This window comes from Maribacter luteus, from assembly GCF_009674825.1.
GTDB lineage: Bacteria > Bacteroidota > Bacteroidia > Flavobacteriales > Flavobacteriaceae > Maribacter_A > Maribacter_A luteus.
The window spans coordinates 228,474-248,774 of record NZ_WKJH01000024.1; the positions used below are offsets into that span (position 1 = coordinate 228,474).

Genomic DNA, 20,301 nt, shown 5'->3' on the forward strand with positions numbered 1-20,301 from the left:
ATTATTGAATTTTACTTCTTCCAACATAGGCCCAAGAGACTATAAAGTATCTGATATTAAACGGTTATTCGCTTTATCTAAAAATCAATGTTCTAAACCGGGATGTAACGGTCACTTAATTGCCGAAGACGGCATTACGGTTATTGGGAAGATTTGTCATATTGAAGCTGCTAATAAAAAAGGACCAAGATTTAATGACGATATGACTAATGACGAGAGGAGATCATTTAATAATTTGATATTACTATGTGATGAGCATCATCAGATTATTGATAATAAAATAAATGAATCGAAATATCAAAAGGAAATTCTTCAAGATTGGAAAAAGAATCATACTTCAGGCAAAATAGAAAGTGATTTTATTTTTGACGAAGAATTTATAACTAGGTTTATTGTTGAAACAAAAAAGTATTATCATAAAATTGATAGTCTAGATGGCCCCTACAAGCCACAAGGATCTGAACGTTATATAGAAAGAGGCATTGAATCTGAATTAATAAAAATTTTATACGAAAAAAAAGTTCTCTTGTTAACTGGGGTTTCGTTTTGTGGTAAGTCTGAAATTGCAAAACAAATTGCGGATTATTTCTTTACCAAGGATTATTTGTACAAAAGAGTATTGAACACTAGGGAAGCTTCTACTTTTTTAGAATCGATTGGCACCAATAGAGTTTGCATTTTAGAGGACCCTTTCGGACATACAATTGAAAATGAAAACCGTTCAGAGCTTAGACTTATTAGGGATTTATTTAACAATATTCCTAAAAACAATTTGCTTATAATTACTTCTAGAAAGGAAATTATCCATTCTATTTTCAATGAACCCAATTTGGATGACTGCAAAATTAACAATAATAAATGGCATGATTTAACTACGAACGAGGTAGTATTCCTTAAAACACTTTGGAAAAAGCAAACAAAGGACTTATCGATTCGTAAGGAAAATATTGACAAAGTACTACGCATCATAGAAAGTGGAAAAACAATTCAGGCAGGCCAACTATGCCATATTGCCAAACTTGAAAAACTGACTTCTAAGATATTAACAGATGAAGAACTCTACCAATTAGCTCAGGTTGATATTGACGATATATGCAATGACATCATTCAAAAAGGAGGCTCTCTTTGGAAGACACTCGCAATACTTGGATTCGGTTCAAATACAAAAGATGGACTCAGCTATGAGGACCTTGATTACATATCACAAGATTCTTTAGAGTATTTATCATTAGAAATTCAATCCTCCAGGTTTACGTCCAAGAGCTTTGGAGGTCAAGACCGGAAAGAGTTCAAACTTCCAACATATGAAGAAAATTACAACAACATCTCTGAAATTCAAGATGACCTAGACTTTCTTGAACAGCGGGGATACATTAAATTCACTAATGATATATTTACTTATTCGCATCCGCACTACCTAGAAATAAGTAAAACTCTATTAAGAAAAATCACTGTAGCAAAAAAGCAAAAGTTAATACCTCAGATATGTAATACCTTATCTTGTACAAATTCAGATATTGCATTTAACTGTTCTAAGAATTTAGAATATCTACTTAACACCTTTGAGGAAAAAATACAGAAAGACCTTGTCACTATTGCATACAACGTAAGTGACCGAAGTTTTTATCCAAAAGTGGCAGACCAGTGCGCACTCTTTCTGACCAAAATTTATAAAAGTCATCTAGTAAATGATTATAAATCAGATATCATTTTTAAACTACAATCTAAATCCGAGGAATATGGTATAATGTTTCTTGAAGAAGAACCAGTGAGATGGAATCAAGCGGATTTCTTGGATAGATTGTTTGGTTTGAATAAACAAGAATTTTTAAAACTAACGACGAACTTGTCTAATGATAAGTTTTTAACAACCGAGGCCGTTTGGAAAGGGTTATTAGCCATTAAGAATGCCACAGCTGATGTTGATATAAATCTATTGGAATATGCCTCGAAAAGCAATGAGGTTTTTGTGAGAAATTTGTGTTCCTATTTGTACTTTTTAAATGTACAAAAACTCAATGATTCATTTCTAAAAGATAAACTCTTAACAGACGAACATCCAAGTGTACTTTTTCACGGTCTTCAAGGTTTTTTTCAAGGCATTCCAAATAACAGTAAATATTTGAATAAGGAATTAACAGAAAGGTTTTATTACTTTTTCAAGAACGATGAAATTTTTTGTATCCGAGCAAGTATTTTAATGTCAAATTTTGCTACCGACTACGCCACTGATAGTATAAAATGGAAGAAAATAACTGATAATAAAAGGAAATGGCTATGGAAAGTTTGGGCAAAATTCTTCATTCAGTTTTTAAAGGTCTTCCCCCCTGATGTTAGGTTTGCTCATACTCCTCGTTTTTCTGGAATGATGCAGGAAGCAAAAAATATAATCTACCCTTATCAAGGAGTTGGCATAGCCAAAGAGATGTTAAAAAGGCTGAAGGAGATTGCAAAATCAAGGCTTATAGACAACTTTGAGATGCACTTGATTGATTTTTTGATAGAATCGACCTCGGACGAACGTGATTTACGAAAAAGTTTGATTAAAAATTTCTTTGACGCTAAGCTGCCAACTTATTTTGTTGGGCATAACATTGTTTGGACGTTTGGTCAATGGAACAACCTATTAGATTATGAAAAACAGATTGTTTATAATGTCTTAAAAAGTGATAGAGAGGATTCAAGATGGTTAAAAGCGATAGTTTTAAATAACCGGTTTTTGCCACCAGAATTGATTCAGGAAGCAATTTTTGACAATAGTAAGTTTATGCAAAACAACCTAGAATGGTTGATTAAAAATATTGACGAGTCACTTTTGATAGATACTATAACAGTTCATATAGGCAACGATAGCGCATTACAGGAAAGTGGTTTACCAGGCTCAAGTAAATGGGTAAGAGATTTAATTTACTATATCGCCAGAAACAATTTGCCCATAACATATGAGAGATGTATAAGTTTATTTATAGTTCATTTTATCAATAGTGTACCTAAAGATGAACTAAATTTTTATAAAAAAGCATGGAAAGAGATATATACCAATTCCAATGATAAAAATTCTATTTTGAATATTGTATTAAAGAAGGTTGGCTCATCTTCATTTTGTATTTATGAAACTTCCTTTTTGTTTGAAATAATTATAAAGTACCATATGGAAAATAATAATATAAAATTACTATCATCCAAGTTAGCGGAAAATTTTGAAGCACTTTCTTATTTTACGAGTGAAAGGGACGTATTTAGAGTTCTTAATTCAGAGAGATTTATTGAAGAACATCTTTTTCCTGAAATGCCTATTCAATGGCAAATTCTCAATCTTTTGCTTAGCTTAGAAAAGGAAAATCTTACGAAAGAGGAAAATGAAATATATGTTGGCGAAATTATTAGGCTTAGTAATCTAGAAGATATAAAACTACAAAGGGCATTCAACATAATTACGAGTTTAAAAGTTGCCAAGTCCATTGATGAAGTACAAATAAAGAAGCTTCAAAAAATACCAAATAAAATAAAAGGAAAACAGGAGAAATTTCATAAATCAACTAAAAGAGATAGGCTTAATAATTTTAAATACTTCGTTCAGGAATGATTCACAATCAATTTTGAAAATACATCTACCAGAGTAATTTGAAGAAAGACCTAAAATATTACGGTGAAGTATGGCTCGCGGATAATCCTGAGCAAAAGCAGTTTTGCATAATGTCATTTATAGACGATGACCTTATTCTAGAAACTAATCTTCACTCTCTTGAAAAAGTTTATAAAGAGCCTCAAATTCTAGGTACTTTTACAGGTTTGGGTTATTTAACCTTTATCGATTGTAGAATAAAGCATTGGGGCTTTGGTATTACAGAGTCTAGAATTTATAGCCCGAAATATACTTTCACAAGTGGTTCTCATGTAATTGATGCTGTTAATCTGAAATTCAAGGAGTTTTTTGTTGTTAATGAAGCAATAGTTCAATGGGTGAATTATATGACTTGGTATGATAACTTGAATAATAAACTGATTAAAAAAGAGTTTAGCGATTCTTATGACATAAGCGCTGTACGCCTTAAAATTAGTATTGAGCATTACCTTCAGTATCACTCATCAGAACGAACTAAATTAATAATATCTAACCGTGGTTTAATAAAATTTGAACTTGAAGAACCCGTATCGGTTTTATATGCAATAGAGCTGTACGATCAATTCCAAAAAACACTTCAATTGGTTTTTGGTCGTTCTTCAAAATTCAGCAAGTTTAGTTTTAAATGTATGGGATGTGGTGAATGGAAAGAGCTATACTATAATGATAAGAAACTGTCGAAATCGAAAAGTGTTTTTGTCCATACCGAATATGAAAAAACAAGAACGAGTTTACCTAAAATATTGAATGCAGTCTATTCAAATAAAGACTTTCGCTTTTGTCTTGATAAGTTGATGGAAAACTTTATAGGTAATCAACCAAGTCATAACAAAAGGTTTACAAATAGTATTGCAACTTATGAGGCGTTCTGTAAATTATTTTCAGAAGATTCTAAGAGAAATTTGAACAAACAAATTCTTAGATATAAGGATGTTTTTAAACTAATTGGTAAAATTAGTGAAGAAGAATGGAAAAAGTTTCCAAGTAAAGTTGTTCGTTCACGCGACTATCATGTTCATAGTAATACAGGTAATAGAGATGTTTTTTCAGAATTCGATTTACTTTATGTCAGTTTTCTATTTGATTTTGTTATTGCCTACTTAATGCTATCCGAATTGAAAGTCGAACAAGAATTATTAGATAAGTATATCCAGCATGGCAATAGTGTTTTTGTTGATTTGAAAAGAACTAATACAATATTAGGGACAAATCCACTTAGCTAAAACCACCAATAACTTAGGAGCGCAATTATATTAAAAACATCACCTATTTAAACAAGCTAATGTCAAAATAATCTCCCTTATGTTTTTCACTACCACAATAAATAATTCTCTCATAATTAAATGGATAAACAGTTATACAATCCCTTTAAATTGGCCAAGGCCATTACTCTGATATTTTTAGATTTTAAAAAATAATTAGCCTCATCATTATTACTCAAAAACCCCAATTCCAACAGTACCGAAGGCATATCATTGATTGTTTCCCGAAGCACCTGAAAATCAGCAAACTTCACACCCCTACTTTCAAAACCTAATTGCTTTTTAAACTGGTTCTGCAATTGATAGGCAAACCAAACAGACTCCTTTGAATTTTCAGATTCGTTTTTGCCAACATATACCTCAATCCCTCTGGCCTTTGGATTATCCGAATGGTTACAATGTAATGAGATAAACAAATCAACATTCAGTGCCTTGGACAGTTTAGTCCTATCCGATAATGAAATAAGCGTGTCGCTATAACGGGTCAAGTAAATATCCATTGGTGTATTTGACTTTTCGTTAAGCCTTAAAATTTCCAAAGCAATATCCAATACCACTTCCTTTTCTTGAACGCCATTTATGCCGATGGCACCGGAATCTTTTCCACCGTGTCCCACATCGATCAAGATTTTTTTTTTGAGCTGCTGTTTCGTGTCCAAAAATGATGCACATTTTCAGAAGCAAAATCACAAAACTGACGTTTTTGAGCACTTTTTTCATTCTCAATTTTTGGGTTATCAACAACTTCGTTGCAAAATTCCATAGCATTTGACATCAAATAATAGCAACGGAATTCAAACAGAATCAAATAATATTTTATTCACAAATAATTGATTATCAATTATTTATAAGCAAATATATGTAAATTTCGAATAACGAAAATGAATCAAAATTTTAAACTTTTCCGTTATGAAAAAATCAATCTATTTAGCCACTTTTCTTTTACTGGTTTCATCTCCGTTATTTGCTCAAATTGGAGGTATTGAAGATTCCGTTAACGATGTTTCTGACACCATAAGAACCATTTTCCCGATCATACTCGGGGTTATCTTCCTGATCGGTTTCCTCTTTAACGCAGGACATTTCTTTGGCGAAAATGCAGACCTTAAAAAAGGAATAACCCGTGTATTGGTCTTTGTACTTATTGCCGGAGCGGTCGTTGGCATCTTTACCTATCTCATAGGCATTGTAGTATAATCATTATGAAAAAATTCGAAGTTTATAAGAACATTAGAAAGCGGGCAATGATTTTTGGGTTACCGATATCATTGTTCGCCCTCATGATGGTATCCATAGTAGCCTCTCTGCTGGTCATTATCTTTTCATTTGGCCTGGGCATCATACTAGGTGCCTTTATATTGAACTGCTGTCTGTATATCGTACTTATCCGATTGGCCAAAAATCCACAACCGATCCAGCTTACACATCCCTTTCCCAAAATTATCACCAACAAAAAAGCAACGCTATTCGACTATGAGGAAGATTAATCTAGCATCGAACCATCCTATTGCAGACATTCGAAAAAACATATTCTTTGCCAACAATGGCAATGTGGTGCTTTGCTACAAAGTGAACTTGCCCGAAATCTATTCCCTTTCAGAAAAGGATTTTGAGGATCTTCATGGTATCTGGTTTCAGGCCATTAAATCACTACCTGTCGGTACCGTCATTCACAAACAGGATATCTATCTAAAAAAATCATATACCTCTAAACAACTTCCCTCCTGTACTTTCTTGGCAAAAGCAACCTCCGAATATTTCAAAGGGAGGGCATATGTAGAACATCAATGTCACCTGTTCTTTATCCTGACCAAGAATAAAGCACTAAACAATCCTAAATATGTCAATCCGTTTAAGAAAGTTCCTAATTCCTTCCCGAAGGGACTGGATGATAACCTAAACCGATTCCTTGGCGCTATAAACGATTCTGTTTCTTTTATAAACAATAGCCGAAAAATTCAACTTACCCCTCTCCTATCCAATGAAATACTTAGGCTTACGCATGTATATTTCAATGGTTTCAATGATGGTTTTGATACCGACATTCTGCTAGATAAAGGTCAAATCAATATCGGTGAAAACCATTTTGATATTCTGGCCGTCAATAGTGAATCATGTTTTGGCAAAAATGTACTCAGCAGTAAAACGAATGAAAGTTTTACTTCCGACGATTTTGTTTTCCATCAGGGATTTATCGACGGACTCGGTCTGAGCTTGAACGAAAACCATATCGTCAACCAAATTCTATATCTGGATGACAAACAGAAATGGCGTAAACTGCTAGACAATAAAATTGAGGAACTTAAAAAGAGCTCCAACTTCGGTTCCCAAAACAAAGTAATACTAGGGAAAATCCAGCACATTCTTGATAATATCAATGCTGATGATAACTCGCGGGTCATACGCGGTCAGCTCAATATCATCTATTGGCATAAAGAACCTAAAAAATTAGAGGGCATTACTTCCCAAATCAAGGCGGAGTTCAAAGATCTGGATATCATTCCTTACTACCCTAGGGGGCAAGAACGGTTAAATTATTTTTTAAACAGCTTTTGTGCCTTCTCCTCTCATTTTTCCAACGAGGATTTATATGTCACAGACTTGAAACATGCCCTATGCCTGCTTATCAATAATACCAACTATAAATCAGACGAAACAGGCATTATCTTTAACGATAGGCTATACAATATACCGGTTTTAAAAGATGTTTGGGATGAGCAAAAGAAACGTATCAAGGCTAGGAACTTTGCTATTTTTGCACCTACGGGCGAAGGAAAGTCCTTTTTGGCCAACAACGTCCTACGTCAATATTTCGAGAGTGGTGTACGTCTGGTCATTATCGACCTTGGGGGATCCTACACCAAGTTCGCCAAACTTTATCCTGAAAAATACACCGTACTCCGATATGAAAGCGGCCAGAATTTAGGTATCAATCCGTTCTTTATCAGTGATAAAAATGACCTAACGCCAGAACGGTTCGAAGACTTATCGGTTTTCCTTTTAGAGCTCTTCGGTTCGGACCTGGACGTAACCAAGGCACAATCGGTTTCCATCAAAAAAATCCTACGCTACTATTACAAACAATCCGCAATTGGTCATTCGCTCAGTAGTTTTTACTATTTCATAGAAGAACATAAGGAAATACTTCTCAAAACCCTTAAAATCCATCCCGATTACTTCAACATCACCAACTTCCTGCACATCATGTCCGAGTATGTTGGCGATGGTCTATATAGCTTTCTTTTTGACGTTAGCGAAGACCAGACCTATAAAATCGAGGACAAGCGACTTATCATCTTTGAACTCGATGAAGTAAAGGATAACAAGGAAATCCTTTCCGTGATGTTGAAGCTTATAAAAACGGCCATTCAACGGACTATTTGGAAGAATAGGGCCGAGAAGGGCATTATCCTCTTCGACGAGTTTGCCAAGCAACTGAAGTTCGACAATGTACTGGAGAGTGTGGAATTTTATTATCAGGCCATCCGGAAACAAAACGGTACCATCGGCATCATTCTGCAATCCATCAATCAGTTACCAAACAATTCGACTTCGGCAAGCATTCTTGAAAACACACAGGTCATATACAGCCTAAACAACGAAAAAGGATATGACGAAATCGTGAAACGCTTGAATCTTTCCAGCCACGATCTGAATCAATTAAAATCCATTAAGAACAATCTGACCGGAACACGGAAATACACCGAAATGTTCATTAAGATAGGTAAAGAAAGTAACATTTTTAGATTGGAGGTACCGCCCGAAGTATATGCGGCCTACCTAACGGACGGAAAAGAAAACGACGCCATAATGACGCTTTATAAAAAGACGGGCTCCATGGAAGAGGCCATCAAGGAATTTATCAAGTAGTTCTAGACGGCATTTAATATTAACAACCAAACATCAAAAAAATGAAACACATCATTAAAAAAACAATGTTATCCGTATTATTTGCCATGGTAATGAATGGCCACGCTATGGCCCAAGGGATGCCTGTATATGATAATACCAATTTTATCAGTATGACCAAATCCCTTATTGAAACTGCAAAACAGACCTCGCAACTTTTAAAGACTGTAGATTTTCTAAAACAACAAAAAGAGAACATTGACAAGGTAAACAATGTCATCAAACAATTGAAAGCGATAAGGGAACTCACCAAGAACAACCAACGGCTATACGAAGTTGTTCAAAATGATTTAAGGCAAATCTTGAATTCCCCTTTTATAAAACCTGATGAAGTTACCCGTATATCGGATTCTTTCGATGCCATCCTTCAAAACTCTATAGAGGGTATGGAATATATCGACCAAATATTGTCCAGTGATAATTTGAAGATGACCGATGCGGAGCGTGCCGAAGTCCTTAAAAAAAAGGAATTGCAATCCAAGGAAATGGTAGCGGAAATCGAGGCAAAGACCAGACGCTATCGAGAGATAATTGCATTTCGAGAGATGCAGCACACAATCAATAATAGAGAAACCAATTACTAATAGACATGATTCTTTTGGGTATAGGACTGGAATATGTGGACACCGTTTTTCAAACGATAAAAAACAGTGATTTCTCGCAGTACACCATTGCCGGCATGAAAACGCTGGCAGTATTGTTCTTTTTGATCAATATCCTAAAAAAATATAATGAGGGTGTTGCCAATAACGAGGGCTATACTTGGGGGCTTACACCATCGGAGCTTGCCAAGAACTTTGCAATCGTACTATTGGTTATTTTCTCCACACAGGTTTTGGGTGTTTTCGATGCCTTGCTCGTGGCCATCGAGGGTCAATACCGAGACACGGCACCCGCACTCCTCCCCTTGCAGATGATGGATATCGACATCGAACAGGATGTAGGTGCTCTAGAAGCAACAAAAAAAGCGATAGCGATGCTCTATGAGGCCCTCGTTACCCCTTTGTATGGCCTGAAGATACTCTCCTTTATCATTGGGGTCATCCTGTGGTTATTGGATTTGTTTATCTACCCCTTGTTTCTAGCGGAACGCTTTTTCCTTTTGGGCGTTATGCAGGCCTTTTTTCCGTTGGTCATCAGCTTGGCCGTCTTTGAAAAATTCAGATCATTGGCCTATACATTTTTCAAACTCTATGCAGGGGTCTATATGTTGGTACCTGCTTTTTTTCTGGTCAATGTATTCGTGAACAATCTCTATACCGAAATCAACACCAATTTTTGGAGCGACCTTTTTGGTACGGATTGGGGGGGCGGTTTATTCGCTCCACTTTTACAATTGGGATCCATCGGATTTATCGTGCTGTTGAAATTCAAACTGTACAAACGGGCAATTTCATTCACTTTTAAACTCTTTACAGGCTGAATGCCCAAGGCTCATTAAGTAACAATATCGCTACATGAATATGAAAACACCCTATAAAAATATTTACATCATCTTAAAACAAAATCGCTTTATCGTATTGACGGTCGTTATCGGAGCTGTCCTTACATGTATCGTTTCCGTACTAATGGTCATAATACTATATAAAGAAACAGCCAACAATGCCTTTGTAGTCAATTCAGACGGTAGTGTAATTCCCTTGAAATTAGTGTCCCAACAAGAAAATTTAAAAGTTGAGGCATTAGCCAATCTAGAACTTTTCCACACGTATTTCTATAACATTGATGCCAGCAATTATGAAAAGAATTTGGAAAAGGCCCTATGGTTGGGTAATAGTTCCGTAGATGCTTTGTACCGACAGAAAAAAGCTGATGGAGTTTATAACCGCTTACTGCAATATTCCCTGGTCCAGAAAGTACTGCTTATAGAATCAAAAGTAGATATACAAAATGAACCCTACGGATTTGAAACGAAAACCATTTTTGAAATCAATCGGGGTACAGTTACCGACACTTATGAATTAACTACTACGGGAAAGTTGATTCACGTCGATAGAAACTTTCCAAAGAATACCCATGGATTGTTGATTACCGATTTTTTTGAAAACACCTTAAAGAAATTAAATGATGAAAGCCCATAATGGGCAACAAAAAAAACAACAGTATGAAAATAGAAAAGAACAAATTAGTTTTTTCCATGGTACTGGCCTGTATTCTACTTTTTCTAGTAGGCTATGCAATGCTGGTATGGGGAGAGGATAAGGAACCTACTACAGACAATAACCAGATTCCCGTACCGGAACTGGAGGATAACCTAAAGGAATACGACTCTAAATTAGATGCCCTTAATGACCTTAAAGAGGTTAAGCATACCAATGCCCCAAGTATCTATGATGAACGACTGTTGGACTCCACAGGGGTTTATGATGCCCAATTATTGGACAAGGAAAAGATGAGGGTGGTCGACAGCATCTACCAGCATGGTCAAATTCGATATTCAAGTAAATCGTATGAAAATATCAACCCAAAAGACAATACTACCCAATCCATAAAGGGAATGGCAAAAGACACCGTAAAAATTGATGATAAGGAATCGGGAATCACTTCCAAGGAACTGTCCTTGGAGCATCAACTCTTTTTTGCTTCCCATCCCATAGCAAATGAAGCTTTGAATGCAAAAAACACTGATGAATCCATCTATGTGCGCGTAGATGGAACGCAGACCGTGAAAGCTAATTATCGCTTACAGATGCGATTAACAAACGATGCTACCATATATGGAAAACGAATACCCAAAAACACACTTATCTATGGCTTTATCAGCTTTAAGCCCAATCGCACAATCATAGACATTGAGCATATAAATCATCAAGCAGTAAAACTGAAGGCTTACGATTACCAAGACGGTAAGGAAGGATTTTATGTCGAGAATAGTTTCCAGGCAGAAGCCACGAGAGAAGTGCTGGATGATGTCATCAGCGATTTCAATATTCCTAGTGTCCCACAAGTGGGTGGACTTACACAAGTACTTCGGCGTTCTAACCGAAGAGTAAAAGTAACCGTACTGAACAATTATGAACTTATTCTAAAACCAAAATTATGAGAACAATAATCCTAATATTGATTGTGTCTATTTCTACTTTTACTAAAGCGCAAACAAACATAGTCCTTGATACCATTTATGCCAACGACACCAAGAACGTAGCGCTATTTTTTCCAGAACCTATTCGACAGGGCATCACAGGAGCCTCTAATTTTGTATTCACATACAACCGTGAAAAAGAACAATATTTTGGGTTATTACAGGCAAAGCCAGGAAAGGAAAGTAATTTACTGGTCATCAATAAAGATGGTTCGGTTTTCTCCTATATTTTAAAATATAAGGAGCGGATATCAAAACTGAATTATTTTATCCCGATTTATAGTAATATTGGGAATGAAAAACCAATTGAAACTGATTCGGTTCTGGTTAAAACTTCTGAAAAGGATATTGGTATCAGCACCTATTACTATCAAAAATACTGCGCATATCTTCTTGACGGAAAGCAACGTATTGGTAGAATTATGAAGCAAAACGAAGACATTGTTCTGAGTGTGGAGAATATTGTTTTTGATAGAGAAGAACTCTACTTCGTTATCCAGCTTGAGAATAATTCTACGTTGGATTATGATTTGAGTTTCTTGAATCTTTCAATCGAGACTCGACAAAAAGGAAAAAAGAAGTCTTTACAAACTTTGTATCAAAAACCCATATACATACACAAGCTACCGTCCAAAATCGCAAAGGGAAAGATGATGCGATTCGTTTATGTGATGCCCAAATTTTCATTGTCTAAGGACCATAGGGTAATTTTGGAATTAAACGAGAAGGATGGCGAACGAAATTTAAAACTAAATATATCACGTAGGTATATCAATAACCCAAATTAATAATATTATGAAAAAAATCACTTCTTATTTCCATTGTTTTTTCACCTGAACGGAACCGAAAGAACCTTCCTTTATTGAAACTGCATAAATAGTTGCCAAAACTTGTTGTACAAAAAATTACAACATCTTAAAAATACCATAAAACACCCCAAGGTTTTGACAGAATGATGAACACACAGAATTTTGTGTCGGATGGAAATTCAAAGGAATCCGATTTCAAGGTTTTAAATAAAAAACCGGATAGCGAGATTGCCTAGGTAAAATTCATTGCTTCTTATGACACCAAACCCGTAACGCTTAAGATTAACCTCTTCTTTTATAAAATTGCTGAATACCCCTCCAAAATGGAAACATTTCAATACTACCAGATTTAACTTTTTTTTAAATCCTTTAGAGGAAAAATCACTTTTAGGATTCAAGGCGTCATTTTTCGAAAATTCATCAAATTACCTTATTATATTACTCTAAAGGCCCCAGCCATCAATTCTATTTCCGTATTTTTTATTCCTATTTCCTTGGCTATGGTTTTCCAGTCCTGAACTGCGAAAAGAACTTCATCCAGAATAGCCTGCATTTCATCTTCGCTCAATCGAAAGTATTCGCCCACGCTTTTTGCCAGATCATAGTCCAGGGAATTATCATCCATATCGATATTCAGGGAAAGTCCATCCTTTTCGATGGATGGGTTTAAATCATAGGCAGGCGATAAAATCCATCCTTTTTCAGTTAATATAAATCCGTGGTTTCGTAAGTGGTCATCTGTATTGGAAATTGCTATATTAAATACGATACGCCGCCAAAGTTGATGCAAATTAGCTTCAACCTCCGCACCATAATTTTCTATGAATTCGACAATTTCAAGGTAGCTTGGCGAGATATCTCTAATTGAATCTTCAGTATTACCGGTCATTGTCATTGCCGAGGCAAAGTGTATCCGTTTATTATTTTCCCTATCGAATCGCTTGGTAAGAAAGGTATGGTATTGCCCACTAATTTTTTTAACCTCGGATTCTGCCATTTCTATTCCTGAAGCTATAGCCAATCGATAAGCCAAAAACTCCCAGAGGGCTTTGTCAATGGTATCGGTTTTCGATGGAAACTTGGCAATCCACAAATTCTTTTGTGTGTCGAAAACATTGGCTTTGGGCCTGGCACCACCCAAAGATGAACCAGGTGCAATTAAAACGGCGATCCATTTCCTGATAGTTTCACTTTGGTCATCACTTTCCAGTTGTTCAGCTGCTTCCTGCAAATCCCCTAACGATGACCAAGGTGGTGTAGGGGTTTGGGCATCGTTGTCTAAAAAAGGCCCATCCAAATCCGTTTTAAAACGCAAGGCTCCCATACGGCTCTCGTCGAACACGCCTAGTAGATAATCAATCTCATAAAGGATCTTCGGTTTTTCTTTATTTGCCCTTGCATCTTGTACTGCCCTACGCTTCATCAAGGTTTTGCCCCAAGTGTCCGGCATACTGTCAAGGAAAATTCCGAAATTCTCTTTGTTGGCAGGATATTGTGGACCAGAATAAAAATCGATATCTGGGTCTAACAATCGTTGCGCATCGGTTTTTAACCAATTTTTGTCATATTCAAAACTGAAGGCCTTCTTACCCTTGGCAAAATGAGCGGATAGCGTACCTATGAGGGTCGGATTTTCCAAGCCTGCCCAGTCTGCGAAAACATATATGTCAAATTTCCCCTCTGCCATCATTTACAATAAATCTAAGTCTTGTAATTTTCTTCCGAATGCATCGTCATTGGCCAACTTCAAAAAATCATCCTGAAGATTCATTACCCTGAGCACATTAAAATATAGCCCAATGGCCACCCCCGGGTCGCCTTTTTCTATACGGTAAAGGGTAGCTCTGTGAATGCCCGCACGTTCTGATACCTGCTCAGTCGTTAGCTTTCTTCTCTTTCGTGCCAGTTTGATATTTTCACCTATTTGATCAAAAAACTTTTGATATTTCGGAAGTAGTATAGCTTTCTTAGAGTTCATAATGTTGCTCTTTTACGACAAATATACAATTTTTGTTGCAAATTAGCGACATTGTGGTTTTTGCAGTTAGGTATAACATACTTAATCAGGACCATGAATCGACCATAAAAATGGGAATTCCCAATAAGAATACCTTGAGTGGGCTCAAAAAAAATATATTTGGTTTTCACATAGGGATTCCCTGATTGATAAATTGGATTCTTATCCAGAATTTGTAAAACTTACAGACAATCCCACCGGGCTGAAATTACTTTATGACACCATATTGAAAAGCCTCCTAGACCCAAAGGTGAAAAACTATTCCGATGGGATTATTACCCTAGAAGGCCTCTCCAAAATTGTCCCTACTAAAGTAAGACCTTTCATTTCAAGCTTTGGTATTGCTTGCTTAACTCCGACATCATTTTTCCCCCTGAAAATTATGGTTTTGGCTTTTATTATAGATAGTTCCATTGTTTGCCCTTTAAAATAGGTTATACATTGTGATGGGTTTTGGAGGTTGGCTCACTTTCCAATTGATTGAAGTGGGTTCTCAACCTTTGCATATCGTCACTTACCTTTCGTTCAATGACCTTGGCATAAATCTGGGTGGTCGATATTTTAGAATGGCCCAACAATTTTGAAACCGTTTCAATTGGCATTCCATTGCTCAAAGTAACGGTAGTAGCAAATGTGTGCCTAGCTATATGGAACGTTAAGTTCTTTTTAATGCCGCAGACATCGGCAATTTCCTTCAAATAGGAATTGAGCTTTTGGTTGGATATTTTAGGGAACAACCTACCCTGGGAAACGGCTTTCTGATTACCCTTGTAACTTTCGATAATAGCCAAAGCCTTTGGCAATAACGGTATGCGTATGGGTTTGGTCGTTTTTTCACGTCTGTAATAAATCCATAGTTCACCATCAATACCGGTACGGATATTATCCTCGCTCAAATGGATAACATCGATATAACTTAAACTTGTATAACAACTAAAAACGAACAAATCCCTTACCTGTCGTAGTCTCGCAATGTTCAGTTGCTTGTTTTCGATTTCCAGAAGTTCATCCAAACTTAAAAAGCCACGTTCCTTTTTTATGAGTTTTGATCTGAAATTGATAAATGGGTCACGCTCTATCCACCCCAACTTATGTGATAAGTTAATCAGTTTCCTAAATCGTTCAATGTGCTTCATCACGGTATTGTTGCCCATCGGTTTTTGATGGTCCTCCGGAATATAGTTCCGTAAATACTTCTCGAACTTTATAATGAAGTCATAATCGAGTTCCTGTAAATACTTATCGCTAGTCCTATATGTTTTTTGAAGAAATTTGGAAATATAACGTTGTGTGGTAAAGTAGTTCTTCTGGGTACCCCATTTCAGCTTGCCTTCCATATCCTCATTGTGGTAGTTGACAATATCCATAATGGAACGGTTATCATCATCTTCACCAAAGTACCTCGCTTTGACAGCTTGTGCCGTAATCAATTTTCGTTCTGCTTTTAATTCCCGATAGCACTCGAATAGAAAAGTATAGGATTCATCCAAATAGCTGTTGAGTACCCGGGATTTTTGACTGTTCCCACGAGCTCTATTTCGATGGGCATCCCAATCAGAGATTAAAACCTTTCGTTTTAGACTGATGGTAGATCGTTTTCCGTTTACGGTTATTCTAGCATAGAGTGATGCTTGATTGTCATTTGCCCTAGCGAAGTCCGCCCAGAACAAAATACTGAAGGTTGAGGATGTTTTCATTTGTTTCGTCTTTTAGTTAACAACTGTTTTGTTATCAGACGAAAGCCAAATCACTTATAAAGATACATTTTATTACCGAACCGAAAAGGCGATTTTAACAATTAGGTCAACACAAATGTTAAATCCGTTTTGTTATCCGATTTGTTGACTTTTGTTGACGGATTAAATCATTTCATTTGATTCCTTAAAAAACGAAAAAACCTGATAATCATACGATTAACAGGTTTTTAGTAACAATTGATATGTTAAATTGTCGGGGTGGCAGGATTCGAACCTGCGACCTCCGCGTCCCAAACGCGGCGCGATAACCGGGCTACGCTACACCCCGATATGGTTATCTTTTCAAAAAAATTGCGGAGAGAATGGGACTCGAACCCATGCGACACTTGCGCGTCGACAGATTAGCAATCTGCTCCGTTACCACTCCGGCACCTCTCCTGAATATTTTTTAATGAACTTTGCTTTAAAGCGGTTGCAAATGTACATTTTTCCAATACTAAAAAGCAACTATTTTACTACTTTTTTTCAATCAATTTTATAATTGCCTTATTCTGGGTATTCTACCCTCAAATGATAGATGTTGGTCAACCTATGTTTAAAGATTTTCTTTATGGTCTCTATCTCCCTAAAGGTAATGTTCGCATTCAAAAACTGATTGGCCGCCATTTGCCCACCGATAATTTTATCAACAAACTCATCCAATACCATAAATGTCGGGTTCTTTAAGCTTTTAGAGGCCGCCTCTACTGAATCTGCCATCATTAGTATGGCCGTTTCCCTTGAAAAAGGTGTAGGACCGGGATATTTAAAGTCTTCTTGCTTTACCTCACCTCCCAATTCCTTTTGTTTTTTATAAAAATAATAGACTAAGGTCGTACCATGGTGCGAACGTATAAAATCTATGACCCGATCGGGTAAATTGTTTTTTCTTGCGATTTCAATTCCTTCGATCACATGATTGATAATAATACGGGCACTATCGCGCGGTTCCAAATCATCATGAGGATTCGCATTCGTAATTTGATTCTCCGTAAAATATGTGGGGTTGCTTAATTTACCTATATCATGATAAAGGGCCCCAACACGCACCAACATCGCATTTGCCCCTATCTCATTGGCAGCCGCTTCCGCAAGATTTGCGACTTGTAGCGAATGATTGAACGTACCTGGCGCCCTGTTCGATAGTTCTTTCAATAATTTTGAATTGGTATCTGACAATTCCAACAGGGATACATCGGAAACCAACCCGAAAATCTTTTCATAAATATATATCAAGGGCTGCACAAAAAGTGTAATCATTCCATTCAATAAAAACAGACCCAATGTCAACCAAATGATATTATCCAAATTTCCTTCGTGAATTATATGGAATGCCAAATAACCGACGATATAAATTAAGGTGATCTGCCCTACGGAAATAAAAAGATTGGCCCTTTTGTACAACTCGGACACCGTAAGTATGGTTACAATACCGGCTATGATCTGAATAAAGATATATTCAAAACTATTCGGCACCACAAAACCTAAGATCAATACGGTAAGAACATGAACGAACAAGCCCAACCTGGCATCAAAAAAAGTTTTTAAGATAAGAGGCAGAATACATAAGGGAACAACAAACACAAAGGCTTCATTGTATTTGACCACTAAGGTGGTCACGAACACCATAATAAGTATGTTTATAAAAATAAACGTGACCTTAGTCCCGTTTTCAAAGATTTCGTTCCTGTACTTTTTCAAGAACAGAAAAAGCATCATCAATACCAATGCAACAAGCACTGTATAACCCGCAAGAATGTAATAGTAGTTGTTAGAGGCCCAGAGTTCCGATTCAAATTCACCTTTTAAGGACTCCAATATCATATAATTATCAGACTCTACCACTTCGCCTTTTGCGATGATCAATTTACCTTCATCAATGGTACCCCTGGTTAAGGACAACTTGGAAAGCTCTTCTTCCAAGGCCATTTTCGAAAGATTTTCATCATACTCGACATTTGGCTTAATTAAATTGAAAAAGACCGATTGAAATGCATTGGTATAGGACCCAAGCCGTTTCTTTTCCAATATTCTTTGCATAAGTCCTTCAACATCACGAACCCTATAAAGATCGTCATAGTTGATTTGGTATGCTTCATTCTGTTTTATAAGATAAACCTGTTTACCTATTTCGTTAGAATTTGATTTTTGCAAGATTCCATTTTCATATATCCTATCTAGAATATCTTGGCCGGTTTTCTTCAACATGGCCAATTCTGCAGTACTATGTTCTTCGGGTTTGAATGTTTTTACAAATTCGGTATCATATTCATCGAATACTTCTTTTGCCGTTGCCTCATTAAATCTATAATAGTTCAACTGCCCATCTATGACCTTTTGTTTTTCAGCCGATATCTCCTCTTGGGTCTTCTTTACTGAAAAATCAAACGGGGCATAAAGATTCTCATATTGCCATGGTTTTCCTTTTTGGAATTCATATTTGAACTTACCCCCTTTCGGGAAAAAGAACACAATACAAAAGATGGATACTACGTAAAGGAAGTATTTATATAGAAGGGATTGGTTTTTGTAAAGTCTGTCCAACAATAGTGTTTCAAATTCTTAACTACCATCAAAAATAGAAAATATAATAGACCTTTTGTTACATCACCCCTATTGATTGCACTTTAATTTATTAATTTCGCAAGAATAAAAACATTTAAATATGCATGATGTTGTCATCGTTTCCGCTGTTAGAACGCCAATAGGAAGTTTTATGGGTGGCTTATCCACAATTCCTGCACCCAAATTGGGAGCCATAGCCATTAAAGGGGCTTTGGAGAAAATCAACCTGAACCCCAACTTGGTTGATGAAGTTTTAATGGGCAATGTAGTACAAGCAGGTACCGGTCAGGCACCGGCAAGGCAAGCTGCCATTTATGCGGGTATCCCCAACACTGTACCATGTACCACGGTGAACAAAGTCTGTGCATCCGGAATGAAGTCCGTAATGCAGGCTGCGCAAGCTATTGCTTTGGGTGACATATCAATTGCAGTTGCAGGTGGTATGGAAAACATGAGCCTTATACCACACTATGCAAATCTTAGAACCGGGGTAAAATTCGGACCAACTACTTTTGTAGATGGCATGCAAAAAGACGGTCTGGTAGATGCTTATGACCAAAATGCCATGGGCGTTAGTGCAGATGCCTGTGCAACTGAATATGGGTTCTCCCGTGAAGATCAGGACAACTTTGCATTAAAGTCTTACCAAAGATCGGCAGAAGCTTGGAAAGCCGGTAAATTCTCAAAAGAGGTTATCCCTGTAGAAGTTCCCCAAAGAAGAGGCGAGCCCGTTATAGTTTCCGAAGATGAGGAATTCAAGAATGTGAAAATAGAAAAAATACCCAGTCTACGTCCTGCTTTCACCAAGGACGGAACGGTTACCGCTGCCAATGCCTCTACCATAAACGATGGAGCTGCTGCCTTGGTTCTTATGAGTCTGGAAAAAGCCAATGAATTGAATATTACCCCATTGGCAACTATAAAAAGTTATGCCGATGCCGCACAAGCACCGGAATGGTTCACCACAGCCCCAGCTAAGGCTTTACCTAAAGCTCTGGATAAAGCAAGTATAAGTCTGGATGATGTCGATTTTTTTGAATTCAACGAAGCTTTTTCCGTCGTAGGGTTGGCTAATATGAAATTACTGGGATTAAGTGATTCTAAAGTAAACATTAATGGCGGTGCGGTATCTTTGGGACATCCACTTGGGTGTTCGGGAGCCCGAATACTAATAACCCTTTTAAATATATTGGAACAGAATAATGCTAAAATCGGTGCTGCCGCCATTTGCAATGGAGGTGGTGGAGCTTCGGCCATGATTTTAGAGCGAATTTAAATTATCACTGCTATAATACT

General features: G+C 36.7%; 16 protein-coding genes and 2 tRNA genes. 11 read left to right on the top strand and 7 right to left on the bottom strand.

The window, feature by feature from the left end:
* The first annotated feature begins 4 nt into the window (after nucleotides 1-4).
* Both GJ691_RS14785 and GJ691_RS14790 read left to right on the top strand, forming a co-directional pair.
* Nucleotides 5-3,586: an nSTAND3 domain-containing NTPase gene (locus tag GJ691_RS14785; RefSeq protein WP_154368225.1), complete on the top strand. Its 3,582-nt coding sequence runs from the start codon at nucleotides 5-7 to the stop codon at nucleotides 3,584-3,586.
* Nucleotides 3,587-3,624: 38 nt separating this feature from the next.
* The gene (locus GJ691_RS14790; RefSeq protein WP_154368227.1) at nucleotides 3,625-4,848 is read left to right on the top strand and encodes an ApeA N-terminal domain 1-containing protein; all 1,224 of its coding nucleotides are present in this window, start codon (nucleotides 3,625-3,627) and stop codon (nucleotides 4,846-4,848) included.
* Nucleotides 4,849-4,964: 116 nt separating this feature from the next.
* Here GJ691_RS14790 and GJ691_RS14795 read toward each other — a convergent pair whose 3' ends face one another.
* The gene (locus tag GJ691_RS14795) at nucleotides 4,965-5,546 is read right to left on the bottom strand and encodes an N-acetylmuramoyl-L-alanine amidase family protein (protein WP_246200198.1); all 582 of its coding nucleotides are present in this window, start codon (nucleotides 5,544-5,546) and stop codon (nucleotides 4,965-4,967) included.
* 250 nt (nucleotides 5,547-5,796) lie between these two features.
* Here GJ691_RS14795 and GJ691_RS14800 point away from each other — a divergent pair, with 250 nt between their 5' ends.
* The 8 genes from GJ691_RS14800 to GJ691_RS14835 are packed head-to-tail and all read left to right on the top strand — an operon-like array spanning nucleotide 5,797 to nucleotide 12,666.
* Complete coding sequence (locus GJ691_RS14800) at nucleotides 5,797-6,084, top strand: hypothetical protein (RefSeq protein WP_154368229.1); 288 nt, start codon at nucleotides 5,797-5,799, stop codon at nucleotides 6,082-6,084.
* 5 nt (nucleotides 6,085-6,089) lie between these two features.
* A complete protein-coding gene (locus GJ691_RS14805) occupies nucleotides 6,090-6,374 on the top strand; it encodes a hypothetical protein (protein WP_154368231.1) in 285 nt (94 codons plus the stop codon).
* Nucleotides 6,361-8,757, top strand: a complete 2,397-nt coding sequence (locus GJ691_RS14810; RefSeq protein ID WP_154368233.1) for a TraG family conjugative transposon ATPase — start codon at nucleotides 6,361-6,363, stop codon at nucleotides 8,755-8,757. The genes GJ691_RS14805 and GJ691_RS14810 overlap by 14 nt, the downstream gene beginning before the upstream one ends.
* Nucleotides 8,758-8,798: 41 nt before the next feature.
* Nucleotides 8,799-9,380 (top strand): TrbJ/VirB5 family protein, encoded by a 582-nt coding sequence (locus tag GJ691_RS14815; RefSeq protein ID WP_154368235.1) that lies wholly within the window; start codon nucleotides 8,799-8,801, stop codon nucleotides 9,378-9,380.
* A gap of 5 nt (nucleotides 9,381-9,385) precedes the next feature.
* On the top strand, nucleotides 9,386-10,219 hold the full coding sequence (locus GJ691_RS14820; protein WP_154368237.1) for a hypothetical protein: 834 nt from the start codon (nucleotides 9,386-9,388) through the stop codon (nucleotides 10,217-10,219).
* Between the two features lie 40 nt (nucleotides 10,220-10,259).
* Nucleotides 10,260-10,877 (top strand): conjugal transfer protein TraK, encoded by a 618-nt coding sequence (locus GJ691_RS14825; RefSeq protein WP_154368611.1) that lies wholly within the window; start codon nucleotides 10,260-10,262, stop codon nucleotides 10,875-10,877.
* 23 nt (nucleotides 10,878-10,900) lie between these two features.
* On the top strand, nucleotides 10,901-11,839 hold the full coding sequence (gene traM, locus GJ691_RS14830; RefSeq protein WP_154368239.1) for a conjugative transposon protein TraM: 939 nt from the start codon (nucleotides 10,901-10,903) through the stop codon (nucleotides 11,837-11,839).
* Nucleotides 11,836-12,666 (top strand): DUF4138 domain-containing protein, encoded by an 831-nt coding sequence (locus GJ691_RS14835; protein ID WP_154368241.1) that lies wholly within the window; start codon nucleotides 11,836-11,838, stop codon nucleotides 12,664-12,666. The genes traM and GJ691_RS14835 overlap by 4 nt, the downstream gene beginning before the upstream one ends.
* Before the next feature lie 454 nt (nucleotides 12,667-13,120).
* Here GJ691_RS14835 and GJ691_RS14840 read toward each other — a convergent pair whose 3' ends face one another.
* The 6 genes from GJ691_RS14840 to GJ691_RS14865 all read right to left on the bottom strand — a co-directional run bounded on the left by GJ691_RS14840 (nucleotide 13,121) and on the right by GJ691_RS14865 (nucleotide 18,984).
* Nucleotides 13,121-14,377, bottom strand: a complete 1,257-nt coding sequence (locus tag GJ691_RS14840) for a type II toxin-antitoxin system HipA family toxin (RefSeq protein WP_425481746.1) — start codon at nucleotides 14,375-14,377, stop codon at nucleotides 13,121-13,123.
* Nucleotides 14,378-14,665 carry a helix-turn-helix domain-containing protein gene (locus GJ691_RS14845; RefSeq protein ID WP_109649997.1) on the bottom strand — a complete coding sequence of 96 codons (288 nt, stop codon included), beginning with the start codon at nucleotides 14,663-14,665 and terminating at the stop codon, nucleotides 14,378-14,380.
* Nucleotides 14,666-15,138: 473 nt separating this feature from the next.
* Entirely contained in the window at nucleotides 15,139-16,401 is a 1,263-nt protein-coding gene (locus tag GJ691_RS14850) for a site-specific integrase (RefSeq protein WP_154368243.1), read from the bottom strand.
* A gap of 253 nt (nucleotides 16,402-16,654) precedes the next feature.
* Nucleotides 16,655-16,729 (bottom strand) — tRNA-Pro (locus GJ691_RS14855).
* Between the two features lie 26 nt (nucleotides 16,730-16,755).
* Nucleotides 16,756-16,839: transfer RNA gene (locus tag GJ691_RS14860), tRNA-Ser, on the bottom strand.
* 108 nt (nucleotides 16,840-16,947) lie between these two features.
* Nucleotides 16,948-18,984 (bottom strand): HD family phosphohydrolase, encoded by a 2,037-nt coding sequence (locus GJ691_RS14865; protein WP_154368245.1) that lies wholly within the window; start codon nucleotides 18,982-18,984, stop codon nucleotides 16,948-16,950.
* 121 nt (nucleotides 18,985-19,105) lie between these two features.
* Between GJ691_RS14865 and GJ691_RS14870 the strand changes: the two genes are divergently transcribed.
* Nucleotides 19,106-20,281 (top strand): acetyl-CoA C-acyltransferase, encoded by a 1,176-nt coding sequence (locus GJ691_RS14870; protein ID WP_154368246.1) that lies wholly within the window; start codon nucleotides 19,106-19,108, stop codon nucleotides 20,279-20,281.
* The last annotated feature ends 20 nt before the right edge of the window (nucleotides 20,282-20,301 follow it).

What these genes read in the sequence shown, in the direction of transcription:
- GJ691_RS14820 (WP_154368237.1), top strand. Translation starts at nt 9,386, where the DNA reads ATGATTCTTTTGGGTATAGGACTGGAATATGTGGACACCGTTTTTCAA.
- GJ691_RS14850 (WP_154368243.1), bottom strand. Translation starts at nt 16,401, where the DNA reads ATGAAAACATCCTCAACCTTCAGTATTTTGTTCTGGGCGGACTTCGCT.
- GJ691_RS14845 (WP_109649997.1), bottom strand. Translation starts at nt 14,665, where the DNA reads ATGAACTCTAAGAAAGCTATACTACTTCCGAAATATCAAAAGTTTTTT.
- GJ691_RS14825 (WP_154368611.1), top strand. Translation starts at nt 10,260, where the DNA reads ATGAAAACACCCTATAAAAATATTTACATCATCTTAAAACAAAATCGC.
- GJ691_RS14805 (WP_154368231.1), top strand. Translation starts at nt 6,090, where the DNA reads ATGAAAAAATTCGAAGTTTATAAGAACATTAGAAAGCGGGCAATGATT.
- GJ691_RS14810 (WP_154368233.1), top strand. Translation starts at nt 6,361, where the DNA reads ATGAGGAAGATTAATCTAGCATCGAACCATCCTATTGCAGACATTCGA.
- GJ691_RS14835 (WP_154368241.1), top strand. Translation starts at nt 11,836, where the DNA reads ATGAGAACAATAATCCTAATATTGATTGTGTCTATTTCTACTTTTACT.
- GJ691_RS14870 (WP_154368246.1), top strand. Translation starts at nt 19,106, where the DNA reads ATGCATGATGTTGTCATCGTTTCCGCTGTTAGAACGCCAATAGGAAGT.
- GJ691_RS14840 (WP_425481746.1), bottom strand. Translation starts at nt 14,377, where the DNA reads ATGATGGCAGAGGGGAAATTTGACATATATGTTTTCGCAGACTGGGCA.
- GJ691_RS14815 (WP_154368235.1), top strand. Translation starts at nt 8,799, where the DNA reads ATGAAACACATCATTAAAAAAACAATGTTATCCGTATTATTTGCCATG.
- GJ691_RS14800 (WP_154368229.1), top strand. Translation starts at nt 5,797, where the DNA reads ATGAAAAAATCAATCTATTTAGCCACTTTTCTTTTACTGGTTTCATCT.
- traM (WP_154368239.1), top strand. Translation starts at nt 10,901, where the DNA reads ATGAAAATAGAAAAGAACAAATTAGTTTTTTCCATGGTACTGGCCTGT.